13 protein-coding genes and 1 pseudogene are annotated in these 17,148 nt (G+C 60.7%); 10 read left to right on the forward strand and 4 right to left on the reverse strand.

Annotation, left to right across the window (positions count from 1 at the left end):
* Window positions 1-9 precede the first annotated feature (9 nt).
* Window positions 10-771, reverse strand: a complete 762-nt coding sequence (locus GN234_RS14450; protein WP_176688666.1) for a LuxR family transcriptional regulator — start codon at window positions 769-771, stop codon at window positions 10-12.
* A gap of 164 nt (window positions 772-935) precedes the next feature.
* Between GN234_RS14450 and GN234_RS14455 the strand changes: the two genes are divergently transcribed.
* The 6 genes from GN234_RS14455 to GN234_RS14480 are packed head-to-tail and all read left to right on the forward strand — an operon-like array spanning window position 936 to window position 7,122.
* Window positions 936-1,823 carry a proline iminopeptidase-family hydrolase gene (locus GN234_RS14455; RefSeq protein ID WP_109753433.1) on the forward strand — a complete coding sequence of 296 codons (888 nt, stop codon included), beginning with the start codon at window positions 936-938 and terminating at the stop codon, window positions 1,821-1,823.
* Between the two features lie 3 nt (window positions 1,824-1,826).
* A complete protein-coding gene (locus tag GN234_RS14460; RefSeq protein WP_176688667.1) occupies window positions 1,827-2,774 on the forward strand; it encodes an ABC transporter permease in 948 nt (315 codons plus the stop codon).
* Entirely contained in the window at window positions 2,771-3,628 is an 858-nt protein-coding gene (locus tag GN234_RS14465; protein ID WP_109753431.1) for an ABC transporter permease, read from the forward strand. Before GN234_RS14460 ends, GN234_RS14465 begins: the two co-directional genes overlap by 4 nt.
* The gene (locus GN234_RS14470) at window positions 3,625-4,611 is read left to right on the forward strand and encodes an ABC transporter ATP-binding protein (RefSeq protein ID WP_109753430.1); all 987 of its coding nucleotides are present in this window, start codon (window positions 3,625-3,627) and stop codon (window positions 4,609-4,611) included. The genes GN234_RS14465 and GN234_RS14470 overlap by 4 nt, the downstream gene beginning before the upstream one ends.
* A complete protein-coding gene (locus tag GN234_RS14475) occupies window positions 4,608-5,579 on the forward strand; it encodes an ABC transporter ATP-binding protein (protein WP_109753429.1) in 972 nt (323 codons plus the stop codon). The genes GN234_RS14470 and GN234_RS14475 overlap by 4 nt, the downstream gene beginning before the upstream one ends.
* A 28-nt stretch (window positions 5,580-5,607) precedes the next feature.
* Complete coding sequence (locus tag GN234_RS14480) at window positions 5,608-7,122, forward strand: ABC transporter substrate-binding protein (RefSeq protein WP_176688668.1); 1,515 nt, start codon at window positions 5,608-5,610, stop codon at window positions 7,120-7,122.
* Window positions 7,123-7,172: 50 nt separating this feature from the next.
* Here the strand turns inward: GN234_RS14480 and GN234_RS14485 are convergent, their stop codons facing one another.
* Window positions 7,173-7,763, reverse strand: a complete 591-nt coding sequence (locus GN234_RS14485) for a hypothetical protein (protein WP_116834121.1) — start codon at window positions 7,761-7,763, stop codon at window positions 7,173-7,175.
* Between the two features lie 370 nt (window positions 7,764-8,133).
* Between GN234_RS14485 and katG the strand changes: the two genes are divergently transcribed.
* A complete protein-coding gene (gene katG / locus GN234_RS14490) occupies window positions 8,134-10,398 on the forward strand; it encodes a catalase/peroxidase HPI (protein ID WP_176688669.1) in 2,265 nt (754 codons plus the stop codon).
* Between the two features lie 150 nt (window positions 10,399-10,548).
* Here katG and GN234_RS14495 read toward each other — a convergent pair whose 3' ends face one another.
* Both GN234_RS14495 and pmrG read right to left on the reverse strand, forming a co-directional pair.
* A complete protein-coding gene (locus GN234_RS14495) occupies window positions 10,549-11,397 on the reverse strand; it encodes a phosphatase PAP2 family protein (RefSeq protein WP_176688670.1) in 849 nt (282 codons plus the stop codon).
* Between the two features lie 24 nt (window positions 11,398-11,421).
* The gene (gene pmrG, locus GN234_RS14500) at window positions 11,422-12,093 is read right to left on the reverse strand and encodes a lipopolysaccharide core heptose(II)-phosphate phosphatase PmrG (RefSeq protein ID WP_411828786.1); all 672 of its coding nucleotides are present in this window, start codon (window positions 12,091-12,093) and stop codon (window positions 11,422-11,424) included.
* 442 nt (window positions 12,094-12,535) lie between these two features.
* On the opposite strand from pmrG, the pseudogene GN234_RS30340 reads away from it, so the two are divergent.
* The 3 genes and pseudogenes from GN234_RS30340 to GN234_RS14510 form a co-directional block, all read left to right on the forward strand.
* Window positions 12,536-13,414: pseudogene (locus tag GN234_RS30340) on the forward strand (methyl-accepting chemotaxis protein); the annotation flags it as partial.
* 201 nt (window positions 13,415-13,615) lie between these two features.
* A complete protein-coding gene (locus GN234_RS30345; RefSeq protein ID WP_411828790.1) occupies window positions 13,616-14,320 on the forward strand; it encodes a methyl-accepting chemotaxis protein in 705 nt (234 codons plus the stop codon).
* A 254-nt stretch (window positions 14,321-14,574) separates the two neighbouring features.
* Window positions 14,575-17,115, forward strand: coding sequence for a Tc toxin subunit A (locus GN234_RS14510; RefSeq protein ID WP_176688672.1), 2,541 nt, complete (start codon window positions 14,575-14,577; stop codon window positions 17,113-17,115).
* Window positions 17,116-17,148: the final 33 nt, after the last annotated feature.

Genomic DNA, 17,148 nt, shown 5'->3' on the forward strand with positions numbered 1-17,148 from the left:
TGCCCGATTTCAGCTATCGAGCAACCGATAGTGCACTGCCCTGACCACGGCCTGGACCCGATTCCTGGCACCGAGCTTGTGCATTGCAGAAGTCAGGTGGAGGGTGATGGTGGCCAAGGAGCGATTCAGTTGCCTGGCGATGTCCGCCGCCGTCAACCCTTCAGCGGCTAATCGCAAGCACTCACGCTCGCGTTTGGTCAGGCGAACCGGGCATGTGCGGGCTTCCTTGACGAGCAGCGGAAAAGCCGCCTCTTGCAGGGCATGGGAAATCAGGCTGAAGTCGCCCAGCGTTTGCCGGACATCCTGCAGGGTGCTCCCCTTCGTATCGGCGCGCAGCCCGGTCAATGTCGCAAAGCCGCCTTTGGGCAAATGCATCGGCACCGTCACGCCACAGGTCATGCGCGAATCCTGCAGATAGCTCACGACCGGTGCATGACTCTGGCCGATGAACGGCTGTAGCACCGTGTCTGCCTCCGGTCGATAGGACCAGACAAAAGGAGAAATGGCATTGATTGCCAGATGCTGGACGGGGTCGATCTGGTAATAACCTTCTTCACACCAGAGCGAGTGCCAATCACGGGGAGTATTGCGCAACTTCAGCACAGTCGGGGTAATCAGTGCCCCATCATGATCCAGCGGCACCGGACTGTAGTCGTACACCAATGCGTCAAAGCCTAACGCCTGGACCATTCCCAGGGCGTTATCCATCTGCTCGTCCAGGCTCCTGCCAGACAAAAGACGGGTATTGAAGTCAGACAGCTTGGTCTGCATCCATTCAGCTCCCTTATTAATTTCAATCCTGAAATCGTGCAAGTAGAATGCCACGCCTGAGCGAGGGAATGCCAGATCAAACCTATAAGAATTGCTAGCTTATGGGCGCATAGCTTCCTCGGTAAGGTTTAGCCAAAGAGCGGCACCTGAGCAGGAGAGCAATGATGTGGCGTGAGATCGAGCCGGACCAGCGATACGACCTGGAAGTCGACGGTCATCATCTGGTGGCCTATGGCTTTGGCGACGGCGACGAAGTGCTGTTGTGCCTCAATGGCGGCCCGGGATTGCCTTGCGATTATCTGCGTGACAGCCACGGCTGGCTCAAGGAAAAGGGCTTGCGGGTCATCGCTTTCGATCAGTTGGGTACCGGTGCCTCGGCCAGGCCGACTGACGAATCCCTGTGGGACATCACTCGTTATGTGGCGGAGGTAGAGACCGTCCGCCAGGCCCTCGACCTGGGCAAAGTGCACCTGCTAGGGCACTCCTGGGGTGGCTGGCTGGCGATCGAGTACGCCATTCATCACCCCCAATCGCTGAAAACCCTGATCCTGGAAAATACCGCCGGCGATATCCCTCACCTGTCCCTGGAGCTCGAGCGTCTGCGGGCGGCCCTGGGCAGTGAGACCGTCGCGATGATGCAGCGCCATGAAGCCTTGGGCACCCTGGATCATCCGCAATACCAGGCGGCCATCACCCTGCTCAACTATCGTCATGTCTGCCGTCTGGACGAGTGGCCAGCACCGGTGACACGCTCCCTGGGCGACTGGAACATGGGGCCCTACATGACCATGCAGGGCCCCAACGAATTTCTCTATACCGGCAATCTCAAGGACTGGAATCGCATCGAACAGATGGCCGGCTTCGAAATGCCTGTGCTGATCACCACCGGTCAACATGATGAACTGACGCCAGCCTGCGCAATGCGAATGAAAATGGCGCTCAAGGATGTACAACTGAATGTGTTCCCCAACAGCAGCCACATGCCGTTCTACGAAGAGCCCCAAGCCTATTTCCCAGTCCTGCTGGATTTTCTGCACCGTCATCGGAACTAGCCCATGAACCTGGCGCGCTACCGTTTCATACTGTCGCGCCCGCTACAGCTATTGCCGGTGCTGTTTGGCATCAGCATGATCACCTTTGTGCTCGTACGCTCAATCCCCGGGGATCCCGCCCGGGCACTGCTGGGCTCGCGCAGCACGCCGGAGGCGCTGATCAGGATTCGAGCCCAGTACGGTCTCGACCAGCCGCTGTGGATGCAGTACTTCTACTTTCTCAAGAACCTGCTCAAAGGCGATCTCGGCCAATCGCTGCTCTACAAAGTCGATGCCTTGACGTTGATCAGTACCCGCATTGAGCCAACCCTGTTCCTGGTGCTCGGCAGCGTACTGCTGGCGCTGCTGATTGCCGTGCCGCTGGCAACGGTGGCGGCGCGCAACAAGGGCGGCTGGCCGGACCACCTGATTCGCCTGTTCACCACGGCAGGGCTCGGCATGCCGGCTTTTTGGCTAGGCATCATGTTGATCCTGCTGCTCAGCGTGCAGTTGGGGCTGTTCCCGGTCTCAGGCTATGGACGTATAGGGTGGGACAAACTGCATCACATGGTTTTGCCGTGCCTGACCATTGCCTTGGCACTCTCCGCCGTTCTGGTGCGCAATCTGCGCGCCAGCATGCTCATGGAGCTACAAGCCGATCATGCCACCGCCGCACGGGCCCGGGGCTTGTCCGAGCGGGCGATATTTCATCGGCATGTACTGCCCAACTCCCTGGTGCCGGCGGTCAACCTGCTGGCGGTGAACATCGGCTGGTTGATCAGCGGCACGGTGGTCATCGAAAGTCTGTTTGCCATTCCCGGCATCGGCCAATTGCTGGTGCGCGGCATCTTTACCCGTGACTACATGGTGGTCCAGGGCGTGGCCATGGTGCTGGCCCTCGCCACCGTCACGGTCAATTTCCTCGCCGATGTGCTGACCGTGATGATTGATCCGCGGGTGAACATGCGATGAGTGGCCAGATCATCAGTCCCACCTGGCGTCTTGCGCTGCGTTTCGGCTTGCGCAACGGTCGCCCGGCCACCGCGCTGGGCCTGGCGATTCTGTTTGCCTGGCTGTTGCTCGCACTCTTCGCACCCTGGGTCGCGCCCTTCGATCCGATTGCCCAGAACACCGATATCCGCCTGCTGGGGCCGAGCCTGGCCCATCCGTTCGGCACGGATAATTTCGGCCGCGACGTTCTTTCCCGAGTGATCTGGGGCGCGCGCATCGACTTGCAGATTTCCGTGATCGGGGTGATTTTCCCGTTCTTGATCGGTACTTGCATCGGCGCCTTGGCCGGCTATATCGGTGGCCGGTTCGACACGATCTGCATGCGCCTGATCGATATTATCCTGGCCTTCCCCTTCCTGGTGCTGATGTTGGCAATCATGGCCATCCTCGGCCCCGGCCTGAGCAGCTTTTATATTGCGATGGCTTTGGTGGGATGGGTGTCCTATGCACGGCTGATCCGTTCGCAGATTCTGGTGCTCAAGGAAAGCGATTTCGCCTTGGCGGCGAAAAGCCTGGGTTTCGGTCATGGACGCATTCTGTTTCGGCACCTGTTGCCCAATGCCATGTTCGGTTCGATCGTGTTCTCCATGTCCGACGCGGTGCTGGTACTGCTCAATGGGGCGGCGGTCAGCTACCTCGGCCTGGGGGTTCAGCCACCCACCGCCGAGTGGGGCACGATGGTCGCCGAGGGCCAGAGTTTCATCACCAATGCCTGGTGGATCAGCACCTTCCCGGGACTGGCGATCGTCACCCTGGCCATGGGCTTCAGTCTGCTGGCCGACGGTGTCGCCGAGCACCTCGGAGAGCGCCCATGAGCACACCGGTGTTGCACGTCGAGGACCTCAGCGTGATCGCCGGCCACGGTGAGGGCGAAGTCACGCTGGTGGATCGTGTGTCATTTGACCTGGCCGAAGGCGAAATCCTCGGTCTGGTGGGTGAAAGCGGTTCAGGCAAGACGATGGCCTGCCGGGCCTTGATGCGCTTGCTACCCTCTTCAAACCTCCGGGTCCAGGGCAAGGCCGTGCGCCTTGCCGGTGAGGACCTGCTGTCGCTGGATGAAGCCGGCATGCGAGGCATACGAGGTCGACGGCTGGGGATGATCTTTCAGAATCCCGGCAGTCATCTTGACCCGTTGATGCGCATCGGCGAACAGATCGGCGAGGGCATACGCCTGCATCAGGGGGCGTCCAAACGCGAAGCACGGGCGAAGGCCATTGATGTGTTACGCCAGGTGGGCATTCCCGATCCGCTACGGCGGGTCGACAGTTATCCCCATGAGTTTTCCGGTGGCATGCGTCAACGCGCCATGATCGCCGTGGCATTAGGTTGCAACCCCCAGGTGCTGATCGCCGACGAACCGACCACCGCCCTGGATGTCACGGTACAGGCACAGATCCTGCGCCTGCTCCTGGATTTGCGCGACCAACGTGGCCTGTCAATCATCATGATCACCCACGACCTGGGGGTCGTCGCCCAGACCTGTGACTCCATCGCGGTAATGTACGCCGGGCGGCTCTGCGAGCACGGCAACAAGCTTGATCTGCTGGCTCACCCACGACATCCCTATACGGCGGCCCTGATCGACTGCCAACCGGCTACCAGCAGCGGCCATGCCATGCTCAAAACCATCGCCGGCCAGCCGCCTCTGCTGGATGCGCTGCCCACCGGTTGCCGCTTCAATCCACGCTGCCTTCAGCAGGGCAGCCAGTGCACGCGGCTGTTGCCACAGATGCAAGTCACAGCCGAGGCACACCGAGTCGCCTGCCATTACCCGCTACCCGTGGGAGCCTCGTCATGACCCTGTTGCAAGTCAAGGATCTACGGGTGCGCTTCGCCGCCCCTGGCAGTGGTCCGTTCGGGATCAACAGGCAATGGGTGAACGCCGTCAACGGCGTATCGCTGAGTCTGGCCACCGGGGAAGTGCTTGGGCTGGTGGGTGAGTCGGGCAGCGGCAAGAGCACCCTGGGTCGAGCCATCTTGCGCCTCACTGAGGTCAGCGCCGGGCAAATCCTGTTCGATGGCGTGGATATGGTTCAAGGCAAGCGAATCGACATCGAGCGACTGCGCCACGAAACCGCGATGATTTTCCAGGATCCTTATACCGCCCTCAATCCGCGATTGAGCATTGGTGACACCCTGGCTGAAGTGTTGCGAGTGCGATGTGCGATCCCTGCCTCGCTGATTCGCCATCGGGTCGATGAATTGCTGACCCTGGTCGGCCTGCGGCCGGAGCTGGCCAACCGCAAACCGGGTTCGTTGAGTGGCGGTCAATGTCAACGTGTGGGGATCGCTCGGGCACTGGCCATCGAGCCACGGTTGATCATCGCCGATGAATGCGTGGCCGCGCTGGACGTTTCCATCCAGGGACAGATCATCAACCTGCTGCTGGAGCTGCGGCAGCGCATGAACCTGGCGATTGTGTTCATTGCCCATGACCTGGCGATCGTTCGGCGGCTATGTGATCGGGTCGCCGTGATGTACCTCGGCGAGATCGTCGAGCAAGGCCCCACGGAGGCCGTCTTCAGTAGCCCGCGGCATCCCTATACCGTCGCGCTGATCCAGTCCATTCCACACATCGACCCGACTCGATCGTTGCTGAGCGAACCCCTGCCTGGCGAGCCACCCAGCCCCCTGAACCTTCCATCCGGCTGCGCTTTTCACCCGCGCTGCCGGTATGCACAACCCATCTGCGCAAAAGCGCCGCCCCCCATCCATGACATCAGTGGGCATCGCTATAGCTGTGTGCTCGGAGAGCCATTGCTCTAAAAAAACATTCATCAATAGGGAGTTGACCATGCGATCGAAACATTTGAAGTTGCTGACCGCCGCGACGTTGACCGTTTGTACATTGGCCGCCGGTGTCGCCCAGGCAGCAGGCGTGCTGACCATCGGTTGCCGTGAAGAAAGTACGACGTTCGACCCGATCAAAAGCGCGCAGAACCGTGACAACTGGGTGTTCTCCAATGTTTACGACGTATTGGTGCGCGTCGACAACACCGGCACCAAGCTGGTACCGGGGCTGGCCGAAAGCTGGCACGTTTCCGACGACGGCCTGACCTATACCTTCAAACTTCGCTCGGCCAAGTTCTCCGACGGCTCACCGATTACCGCCAGCGATGCAGCGTTCAGTCTGTTGCGCATTCGCGACAACAAAGGGTCGCTGTGGAGCGACTCCTACAAGATTATCGACAAGGCCCAAGCACCCGACCCGCAGACACTGGTGGTGACACTCACGAGCCCTTCAGTGCCCTTCCTCGCGCAGTTGGCGTTGCCCAACGTCTCCATCCTGTCGCAAAAGGCCATGGAAAAAATGGGTGAGGAAGCCTACGCCCAGGACCCCGTTGCCTCTGGTGCCTTTATCGTCAAGGAGTGGCTACGCGGTGATCGCGTGGTGCTGGAGAAGAACCCCAACTTCTGGCAGGCCGACAAGGTGAGCCTGGATGGCGTGGAATGGATCTCCATCCCGGATGACAATACGCGGATGTTGAAGGTACAGGCCGGTGAACTGGATTCGGCGATCTTCGTGCCCTTCTCGCGCGTCGAAACCCTGAAGAAAGATCCCAACCTGGTCGTACACATGGATCCCTCCACCCGTGAGGATCATCTGCTGATCAACCATGAGCACGGACTGCTGGGCAAGCCTGAAGTACGTCAGGCCCTGGACCTTGCGATCAACAAGAAATCCCTGGTCGATACCGTGACGTTCGGCCATGGCCAGGTGGCTTATTCCTACATTCCTAAAGGAGCGCTTTATCACAATGCCGATAATCTGCAGCGCCCGTACGACCCGGAAAAAGCCAGGAAAATGCTGGCGGATGCAGGCGCCTCAGGCCTGAAGCTCAACTATGTGGTCAATGCGGGCAATGAAGCCGACGAGCAGATCGCCGTGCTGGTCCAGCAACAGCTCGCAGCGGTCGGCGTGACAGCCACGTTGCAGAAGGTCGACCCAACCCAGAGTTGGCAAATGCTGATCGACGGCGATTACGATCTGTCCGTGATGTACTGGACCAACGACATCCTTGACCCGGACCAGAAGACCACCTTCGTGCTGGGACATGACACCAACATGAATTACATGACCCGATACAAGAACGACAAGGTCAAGGATCTGGTCGCGGCTGCACGGGTAGAAGTAGACCCGACCAAGCGCAAGCAGATGTATACCGACCTTCAGGCGATCGCCAAGCAGGACGTCAACTGGATCGATCTCTACTACAGCCCGTACATCAATATTTCGCGCAAGAACATCGAGCACTTCCAACAAAACCCACTGGGGCGCTTCTCTCTCGAGGAAACGGTGAAGCGCTAGCGAGCAGTGGCTTTCATCCGAGTCGGATAGGGCCAGTGGCAACGCCTTGATTACGAGTCGAGGCTTGCCACTTGATGGCCAAGCGACATCGGTCGCTCCCCGGTCATCTCGCACAACAGGGCCGTCACGACGTTGCCTTCGACCATGCCGCGCGCCTGCAGAAGATCCGCCACCGCACACACGGCGGGCCAGTATCGATGCATCAAGCGGCGGCAACGGGCGATGGCCAGCGCTTGGGCGTCGAGCAGCTTGCGCGGTGGCAGCAGGCTGATCAATTCCTGCCCACGGTCAAGGTCCCCTCGACCGCTGCCCCTGATCAGCCGGTCGGACCTGCGGTGCCGGTAGACCGCTTCGGCCACGGGCCCCGCGAAGCAATGGAGCAGGTCACGCTCAATGGCATCGACCATCGAGGGCAGGTATTCAGCGATCCCCGGCGCGTCGAAGGCCGGGCGTGGGACAAGGTAGTCCGCTTCAACCAATCCTTCTGCGTATTGCGGGTTGCCGCGCAAGTCGAACAGGGGCCCCGTGCAGGCCTCGACCTTGGTACGCACAGTGATGCGTTTTATCGGTTGACCGTTCCACCAAAAGGCCAGGGCATGCCCCGCTTCGTGGAAGGCCGTGCTGCGCGGGTATTTGTTCATTATTGGGTCCGTCACGGCAGGCGCCATTCATATCATCTGCCTCGCCGTTGGGCCTCGATAAAAGATTATCCCTATCGACCGTTAATACTGCGCCTATTAGCTATCTGCCAAAGCGGGACTAGCCTGAATTCAGGCTGGTGTAATCCGGCCCGTGAAACCTGACAAACAGATATGAAGCGTTCAGAACGTACCGGGCTTGCCGTGGGCCACCGTACTGGCAGCTAGACCGCTCTCTCGCGTTGCCGCGTGGTCATGACGATCAGTTGAGCGAACTGTGAGCCCTGCGCCCTGCGTCATTTATTTCGCCTGTCGCTATTCGGGTCCCGGCCGGGCTGGATAGCTGGATGAATACGACCAAAGGTAGCTTCTCATGGCAAATGAATCGAAATGTCCGTTCAATCACGCCGCTGGCGGTGGCACAACGAATCGTGACTGGTGGCCGAACCAACTGAATCTGAAGATCCTGCACCAGCACTCCTCGCTGTCCGACCCCATGGGCGAGGACTTCAACTACACCCAAGCCTTCAAAAGCCTGGATTTTCAAGCCCTGAAGGAAGATCTGCGGGCGCTGATGACCGACTCCCAGGACTGGTGGCCGGCGGATTTCGGCCACTATGGACCGCTCTTTGTCCGCATGGCCTGGCACAGTGCCGGCACCTATCGCACCGGTGACGGGCGCGGTGGCGCAGGCTCCGGCCAGCAGCGGTTTGCCCCGCTCAACAGCTGGCCCGACAACGTCAGCCTCGACAAGGCCCGTCGGCTGCTGTGGCCGATCAAGCAGAAGTATGGCCGCAACATTTCCTGGGCAGACCTGATCGTCCTTACCGGTAACGTCGCGCTGGAGTCCATGGGCTTCAAGACCTTCGGTTTTTCCGGTGGTCGTCCGGACGTCTGGGAACCGGATGAAGATGTCTATTGGGGGTCCGAAAACAAATGGCTGGGGGGCGATCTCCGCTACGGCAAGCCCGACAAAGCCGCCATGCAGGAGCCCGGCGAAGGCCAATTGGTGGCCGAACCTGGCAATGAAGAAAGCCGTACCGACCTGGGGCGCAACCTGGAGAACCCGCTGGCCGCCGTGCAGATGGGGCTAATCTACGTCAACCCGGAAGGCCCCGAGGGCCAGCCGGACCCGGTTGCCGCCGGGCTGGATATCCGCGAAACCTTCGGCCGCATGGCGATGAACGACGAAGAAACCGTAGCATTGATCGCTGGGGGCCACGCCTTCGGCAAGACCCACGGCGCCGGCCCCGCCGACAATGTCGGTGCCGAGCCCGAAGCCGCTGGCCTGGAGCTGCAAGGCTTGGGCTGGAAGAGCACCTTCGGCACCGGCAAGGGGCCCGACACCATCACCAGTGGCCTGGAAGTCACCTGGACCACCACGCCCACCCGCTGGAGCAACAACTATCTGGAGAACCTGTTTGGCTTTGAGTGGGAACTGACCAAGAGCCCGGCCGGTGCGCACCAGTGGACACCGAAAAACGGCGCCGGCGCGGGCATCATCCCCGATGCCCATGACCCGGCCAAACGGCGCAACCCGACGATGCTGACCACCGACCTGGCGCTGCGCTTCGACCCGATCTACGAGAAGATCTCGCGGCGCTTCCTGGAGAATCCGGACCAATTGGCCGACGCCTTCGCACGCGCCTGGTTCAAGCTGATCCACCGTGACATGGGCCCACTGTCGCGCTATCTGGGCCCGGAACTGCCGAATGAAGAACTGCTGTGGCAAGACCCTATCCCGGCGGTCGACCATGCCCTGGTCAACGACAGCGACATCGCCGCCCTCAAGGGCAAGCTGTTGGCCTCGGGCCTGTCGGTTTCACAGCTGGTGTCCACTGCATGGGCTGCGGCATCCACCTTCCGCGGTTCCGACAAGCGCGGCGGTGCCAACGGCGGCCGCCTGCGCCTGGCCCCGCAGAAGGACTGGCCGGCCAACCAGCCGGACCAACTGGCTCAAGTGCTGGCGACCCTGGAAAAGGTCCGGAACGAGTTCAACAGTGCCCAGTCCGGAGGCAAGAAAATCTCCCTGGCGGACCTGATCGTGCTGGGCGGCAGTGCCGGCATCGAACAGGCGGCGAAAAATGCCGGGGTCAACGTGACGGTACCGTTCTCGCCGGGGCGCATGGACGCGAGCCAGGAGCAGACGGATGTCGAGTCGTTCGGTTTTCTCGAGCCCATCGCCGATGGCTTTCGCAACTACCTCAAGGGCCGGTACCGCGTGTCCGCCGAAGCACTATTAATCGACAAGGCACAATTGCTGACCCTCAGCGCACCGCAAATGACGGCGTTGATTGGCGGTCTGCGGGTACTGGATACCAACGTCGGCCACTCGGCGCACGGTGTCTTTACTCAACGGCCCGGGGCATTGACCAATGACTTCTTCGTCAACCTGCTCGACATGGGCGTGGAATGGAAACCGCTCTCCGACACCCAGGAAACCTTCGAAGCCCGTGACCGCAAGACCGGCCAGGTCAAATGGACCGGCACCCGCGTCGACCTGGTCTTCGGCTCCAACGCCCAGCTCCGGGCCTTGGCCGAAGTCTATGCCAGCGCGGATGCGAAGGAGCAGTTCGTCAACGACTTCATCGCGGCGTGGGTCAAGGTGATGAACCTGGATCGGTTTGATCTCAGGTGAGAAGAATCCAGGCATGAGGTCTGGCAAGGAAGCGACCTCATGAACTTTTCTTCACCCCACGCCCCCGCGTGATTGGGTACAGTCGCCTCGCTCATTCAAGAAACTAAGGTTTTAGCCCGCTCTCCCAGCGGGCTTTTTTTTGCCCGGCATTCAGGTTGATGAACGTGCGTTGCCCAACGCAGGCAAAACGGGCGCCAGCGTCTCTTGCGCTGGTTTCGACACCGGTTGTTCCAGGGCCGCTCGCCCATAAAACAGCAGCGCCATCAGCCAACAGCTCAACCAGACGAAAATCCCCGCCCAGAATGTATGGGACATGTAGTGCCAGCCCTGCAGGACTCGCGTGGTGCCATAGACAAACCCCAAGGCCAGCGCCCCATGCATCAAGGCTTTGGAATGACGCCAGCGGTAGCGGCGGGCGACGAAATACAGCGCCAGCATCGTGAACCCGCCGGAGGCATGACCGCCGGGCCAGCAACGACCGTCACCGGCGACATTCAGCAGGTCGAAATTCTGGAACCATTCCTTGTGCTCGATCTTGCCAGCGTACTGGGTGGTTTCCACCGGGCAATACACGCTGGTATGGCCCTTGAGGTAATGGATCACCCCGGTGCTGAGGGAAAAAGCGAAGACCACGTAGAGAAAATCGCGACGGTGCTCGTGGGCAAAACGTAGAGGCTTGCTCAGTCGGGTCCTATCCAGCAGGCGAAGCAGCCCAGGGCGCTTTTGCGGTTTGAAGACCGGCCAGAAAAACGACAACAGCGCACCGACGATGGCCGCCTCGCCGGTCCAGTTCGGAATGACCCGCGCCCATTTGTGGGTGATTTGCTCGAATAGCCGCACGTGTTCCAACGGAAACACTTGGTGCAGCGGATCGTAGAAAAGATTGCTGATGGCGATGTCGATGCGGGTCATGTCGAACAGCAAGAACACCACGGCCGCACAGACCAGCGGAATTCCGAGGTTGAATCCGTAGAAACGGGCGCGAGCAGACGTCAGCATGGGCGGTCCTAATCGTGGGAAAAGTTACGGAAAAGTCATCGAGCGCCAGTCAGACGCTTCGATAAAGCCAAGCAGCCGTGGCGCTTGTGGCTGGGCGGTGGAAACGAACAACGAAGCCCCATAGCCAAACGCCGAGGTCGGGCGCTGGAGCGCGGTTTCCATCGCTTGCATGCATTCGCTGTGGGTGACCAGGATCAAGTTGCGCCCGGCCACTTTATGGGCCAGGGCATTGCGCAGCAGGTCATGCCGGCAATTGATCAGCCAATCGTCACCGCTGCCCACCTTGTTGAACATGTACCCCGCCGTCTGGGTCGCGCGCACCAACGGGCTGTTGTAGAGGTCGGCGTTGTCCAGGCCCAATTGTTCGAACCGGGCACCGAGGCCCACCGCAACGGCACGGGCCCGATCGGTGATGCCTTCGCGATCGTTCAGGCACGCGGCCTTGGAGTGATCGCAGCGCTCGACATGGCGCACCAGCACGATCATCTCGCCCTTGGCCCAGCCATCGGCCAGGGCCCGGGCGCCAGCGATGTTGCCATGGGCCAGGTCCGGCACCGCCGCTGGGCTGAGCAGCCAGAGGGTCAACGGGATGACCAGCAGCGCCGACGCCAGCACGACCACGGCGTTTCGGTAACGGGCAAACCGGCGCGTATCGATCGAACGCGTCAGGCCGAAAAGGCTCAGTCTCAGTTCCACATCAAGCCGCCTCGACGGCATCCACCCAGTCATTCGATGGCGCGACAGTAGAGAGGCCGACGTGGGCAGACAGTGAAACCGATGTGAAAAAAAGCTTGGGGTGAACGCGAAGCAGGCACCTCGATGCCCTGAAAGACCGCATCGCCTTTATCGCGGGCAAGCCTTGCTCCCACAGATACCCGGAAAAAAACTTACAGATCTTGAACCCGCCGCCGATATAGCCCTGTTACATGCTCTTGCTGGCTCTTAACAACAACAATCTTCCAGCGTACCGACGATAAGCAGCACAACGTTCCTGGAGGAATTGATGAACAGCTGGTTTGGCAACATTAGCGTCAACATGAAATTGGGTCTGGGCTTCGGCCTGGTGCTGGTACTGACCTGCCTGCTGGCCCTGACCGGCTGGACGAGCCTGGACGGGCTGATCAATCGCAGCAACTGGATGAGCGACATCACCCAGCTCAACGCCGGCCTGACCAAACTGCGTGTCACGCGTCTGCAATACATGCTGACCAACGGTGACGAGACCGCCGCACAAAATGTGCAGACCACCCTCGATGGTTTCGTGGCGCAACAGAACGCCCTGCTCAGCAGCTTCAAGAGCCCGGAAAACGTCAAGCTGCTCAAGGAGCAGAGCGCGGTCATCGGCGCCTATCAGGTGTCCCTGAACAAAATGCGCAGCGCCTACCGCACTGGCAACACCGCCCGCGACACCATGGGCACGAACGCCGACATCGCCTACAAGCTGATCGAGACCATCGACGCCGACGTACGGCAGATGGCCCTCAGCGATGAGCGTTTCGCGCAGTTCCAGGCCATCACCCAGGCCAAGCAAGCCTTCATGCTGGCCCGCTATGAAGTGCGCGGCTACACCGCCAACAGCAACGCCGATACCGAACGCAAGGCCGTCGCCCAACTGGACGCCGCCATCGCTTCGCTCAAGCCGCTGAACGAACACTTCTCCAGCACCCGCCAGGATGAACTGCGCCAACTGGAAAACGCCCTGACCCAATACCGCAGCGCCGTGCAGGCCTTCAAGCTGGCCACTGCCGATGTGGTGCAGGCGCGCAAGGAAATGACCGACCAGGGCGCGACCATCGTGACCTTGAGCGAGCAGCTGTACCAGATCCAACTCGACCGCCGTGACGCCGAAAGCGCCCAGGCGCGCACCCTGCAACTGGTCAGCACCCTGCTGGCGTTGCTGGTGGGGATCATTGCGGCCGTGATCATCACGCGCCAGATTACCCGTCCGCTGCGCGAAACCCTGGCCGTGGTCGAACGCATCGCCAGCGGCGACCTGTCGCACACGGTCATCGTCACCCGCCGCGATGAACTGGGCGTGCTGCAACAAGGCATCGCGCGCATGGGCGTGACGCTGCGCGACCTGATCAGCGGCATCCGCGATGGCGTGACCCAGATCGCCAGCGCCGCCGAAGAACTGTCCGCCGTGACAGAGCAGACCAGCGCCGGGGTCAACAACCAGAAAGTCGAGACCGACCAGGTTGCGACCGCCATGCACGAGATGACCGCCACGGTCCAGGAAGTCGCGCGCAACGCCGAAGAGGCCTCCCAGGCAGCCGCCGCCGCTGATGGCGAAGCCCGTGCCGGCGACCAAGTGGTCAGCGAAGCCATCGCCCAGATCGAACGCCTGGCCAGCGAGGTGATTCGTTCCACCGATGCCATGACCGTGCTGCAACAGGAAAGCGACAAGATCGGCAGCGTCATGGACGTGATCAAGGCCGTGGCCGAACAGACCAACCTGCTGGCCCTCAACGCCGCCATCGAAGCGGCCCGTGCGGGTGAAGCCGGGCGTGGTTTCGCCGTGGTGGCCGACGAGGTCCGTGGCCTGGCCCAACGCACGCAGAAATCCACCGAAGAAATCGAAGGCCTGGTGGCCGGCTTGCAGAACGGCACCCAACAAGTGGCCGCCGTGATGAACAACAGCCGCAGCCTCACCGACAGCAGCGTGGCCCTGACCCGCAAGGCCGGCGCGTCACTGGAAAACATCACCCGCACGGTGTCGAACATCCAGTCGATGAACCAGCAGATCGCGGCCGCCGCCGAGCAGCAAAGCGCCGTGGCCGAGGAGATCAGCCGCAGCATCATCAACGTGCGCGACGTGTCCGAACAGACCGCCGCCGCCAGCGAAGAAACCGCTGCGTCCAGCGTCGAACTGGCGCGGCTGGGTAATCAGCTGCAGATGATGGTGAGCCACTTCCGCGTCTAACGTCCGACGCAATTTTGCATGACCTACTGTGGGAGCGAGCTTGCTCGCGAAGGCACCGGATCAGCCAGCATTGAAGTTGACTGACCCACCACCTTCGCGAGCAAGCCCTCTCCCACAGGATTTGCATCAGCGCAACCCACGAATCGCTCTTTCGTACAAATCCCCCGGCCCCAGTCCTACCGCCTTTCTCTGCACGCTCCTGTACGGTTTTCGCTTGAACAAGCACATTGCGCTCGAACAGGAGATGACAACACATGGACGTAAGCAACGACTCGCTGTTGAAAAGGCTCGTTACCTCCCCAGACGGTGAGGACGCCACAAAAGCCGAACTGAAAACCGCCATGCTACGAATGGGGGTGACGTCGGTATTCGACATTGTGCGCATGAGCAAGACGCAGTTCACCGAGAAACTCGCCAGGCATAGCGACGCGGACGGCGAACAGGCCTACGACAATGCTTCGAGCCATGCCCGGCAAATCAGTCGTTTGTATCAGGAACACCGGGTATCGTCCGGCGCCAACAAACCACGTGGCAAGCGCAGCCTGGCGACAGGCACAACGGCCGCGCCCACCGGCTATCAAGCGCTGTTCAAAGAGAATTGGGACCAGTTCTGCAACGAGGGCGATATCGCCGCGATCGACTCGCCCGTGGCGTATCTGCGGGCGTTGTATCTGTTCGCCGGTGAACTGGAAAACCTGTCACCACAAGCCGGCGCCATCACCTTGGCGCAACGGCGCCCGGACCTCGAGACACTCGCGCTCGATCGGCAGAGTGCCTTCGTTACCCGTCCGATGCTCGACATCATCAACGACACCCTGCGCAGGAACATCAAGGCGCACCTGGTCAAAACCGGTGAAAAAAAGACCGTGCGCCAGGTACTCGCCAGCGCACATTTCCCTTTCTCGCTGCCCTACGATCTGCACCATCATCAATGCGTGCTCGGGTTGGGCACGGGCAAGCCGGCGCTGGGCGAACTGAATTATCGGGTCAGCCTGAACCTGCCGTTTTCAGAGGGCCGGAAACATTACGGACAGATATCCGTCAATCCTGAAGAGGCGCAAAAGCTTCTGTCCGGGCTGAGTCCGGCGCAACAGGCGCTGCTCATCGCGCCGACCGCCTCACAAGGCAACCTCGCCACGCTGAAAAAGAGCTACGGCACCGAGGACCTCTTGAGCCTGAGTGAGCTCGAGTTCTTCATGGCGCGCACCGGGCTCACCACGGAACAGGTCGAGCAGTTGCTGGCACAAGGCAAATACAGCCCACGAACGTCAATCAACAGCCCCGCTTCTTCCCTGAACCGTTACGGCGCGGGCTACATCAACGGCGGCGGGGCGACCCCGGCCCTGGCGATCGAGACCCAAGGGAACCGGAAGGTCTTTGCCAACGACGCCCCTGAGCGAATCGACCGTTTGCAACGAATGATCCGCCTGCATCGCTGGACCGGTATTCCCGTTGCCGAACTGGACACGTTGATCACCAATGCCCAGCGCTCGGAGAGGGTCGAGACGTTCAGTGCCAACACCTTGCGCGCCCTGGGCGTCTATCGGTACCTGAACCAGCGCCATGGCATCGCCCCTGAAGAATTCGCTTCATTGCTGCACGACATGCCCATCCATGCGTGCGGTGATCGAGTGCCACTGTTCGATCAAGTGTTCAATCGCACCCGACTGCTCAAAGGTCCCGACTGGAGCACTCAAAAGGGGAACCTGACCGCTACGGACGAGCGGACTTTCAGTTACCTCAGTGCCGGCCTTGGGCTTCCCGTTGCGCCAGATTCACTGTTGCTGCTGGCCAGGCAAGCCAGCCAGCATTTATCGCAGGGGTACGACCTGCCCACGGTTTCGGCTCTCTATCGCCAGGCCCGTATCGCCCGGATGTTCAAACTCTCCCCTCTTGAATGCATCGAGCTGGCCCGGTCGCTCGGCGGAGAGGATTTTTGCAAGGCGTTGGTGACAGGGGAGCTGAGAACCGCCGGCTCCGCAGAGCTCGACATTCTCGATGTGCTGATGGCAATGGACTGGGCTGTCGACTGGCTCAGGCAAAACGATCGGGATGTGCTGCAATGGTGTCGCCTGTTCGAAGCAAGCAGCAATGACGGGCCGCTGAATCACAACCTGGCAAAGCGATTGGAGAAATTCCAGACGGACATCCACACCACCCACGACCCTCAGCATCGGGTGGAGGTGCTGCTGCATGACATTGCGGACCTGCCTGCCGAATACGTCCCTTGCGTCTTGCAGATGGCCGGCACCGATGCAACGGCGGTCGTCGCGGCCATCGAGGCGGCCCCGGGGGAAATGCCCCGGTTGCTGGCGACGGTATTGCGCACTGCCGAGGCTTGCCAACATCTGCACCTGAGCAGCAGCACGCTGAAGGTCCTGCTGGAAAACCCGACATGGCTGGCCTCGCAACCACCCCGAACATTGACGCCCCAGATGCTGTATCTGCTCGAATGCTTCAGTCATTGCGCCCGCCATCAGGCCCAGTCGGAAGAGAACCTGTTGCACTACCTGCAAGTGGCCAATCAGGGCACGCCTCAATCGAAAGAAGAAGCCAATCGCCTGCTGGCCAAGCTGTTGGATTGGAGCGTCGAAGAGGTGAGTTTCCTGCGGGCGCAACTGCTAACAGGGCAAGACTCAATGGGAACCGTGGATTGGGTCATCCGTTGCCAGGCCTGCTGCCAGAGCACGGGACTGTCGGCGAACCTGCTGATCAAGGCGACCGCACTGAATACCCGAAGCCCCACATCGGATTGGCAAACCGTGGGTGATGCGCTGATCGCCGCCTGCCATTGAGCGGACACCCACTTCAACATTCAAGGACAGAAT

The organism is Pseudomonas bijieensis (assembly GCF_013347965.1).
In the GTDB taxonomy this organism is placed as follows: domain Bacteria; phylum Pseudomonadota; class Gammaproteobacteria; order Pseudomonadales; family Pseudomonadaceae; genus Aquipseudomonas; species Aquipseudomonas bijieensis.

Bases quoted from the DNA above. Each gene is read 5' to 3' on its own strand.
- GN234_RS14455 (WP_109753433.1), top strand. From the start codon at position 936: ATGTGGCGTGAGATCGAGCCGGACCAGCGATACGACCTGGAAGTCGAC.
- GN234_RS14485 (WP_116834121.1), bottom strand. From the start codon at position 7,763: ATGAACAAATACCCGCGCAGCACGGCCTTCCACGAAGCGGGGCATGCC.
- GN234_RS14465 (WP_109753431.1), top strand. From the start codon at position 2,771: ATGAGTGGCCAGATCATCAGTCCCACCTGGCGTCTTGCGCTGCGTTTC.
- GN234_RS30345 (WP_411828790.1), top strand. From the start codon at position 13,616: ATGACCGCCACGGTCCAGGAAGTCGCGCGCAACGCCGAAGAGGCCTCC.
- GN234_RS14475 (WP_109753429.1), top strand. From the start codon at position 4,608: ATGACCCTGTTGCAAGTCAAGGATCTACGGGTGCGCTTCGCCGCCCCT.
- GN234_RS14510 (WP_176688672.1), top strand. From the start codon at position 14,575: ATGGACGTAAGCAACGACTCGCTGTTGAAAAGGCTCGTTACCTCCCCA.
- GN234_RS14460 (WP_176688667.1), top strand. From the start codon at position 1,827: ATGAACCTGGCGCGCTACCGTTTCATACTGTCGCGCCCGCTACAGCTA.
- GN234_RS14450 (WP_176688666.1), bottom strand. From the start codon at position 771: ATGCAGACCAAGCTGTCTGACTTCAATACCCGTCTTTTGTCTGGCAGG.
- GN234_RS14480 (WP_176688668.1), top strand. From the start codon at position 5,608: ATGCGATCGAAACATTTGAAGTTGCTGACCGCCGCGACGTTGACCGTT.
- GN234_RS14495 (WP_176688670.1), bottom strand. From the start codon at position 11,397: ATGCTGACGTCTGCTCGCGCCCGTTTCTACGGATTCAACCTCGGAATT.
- katG (WP_176688669.1), top strand. From the start codon at position 8,134: ATGGCAAATGAATCGAAATGTCCGTTCAATCACGCCGCTGGCGGTGGC.
- GN234_RS14470 (WP_109753430.1), top strand. From the start codon at position 3,625: ATGAGCACACCGGTGTTGCACGTCGAGGACCTCAGCGTGATCGCCGGC.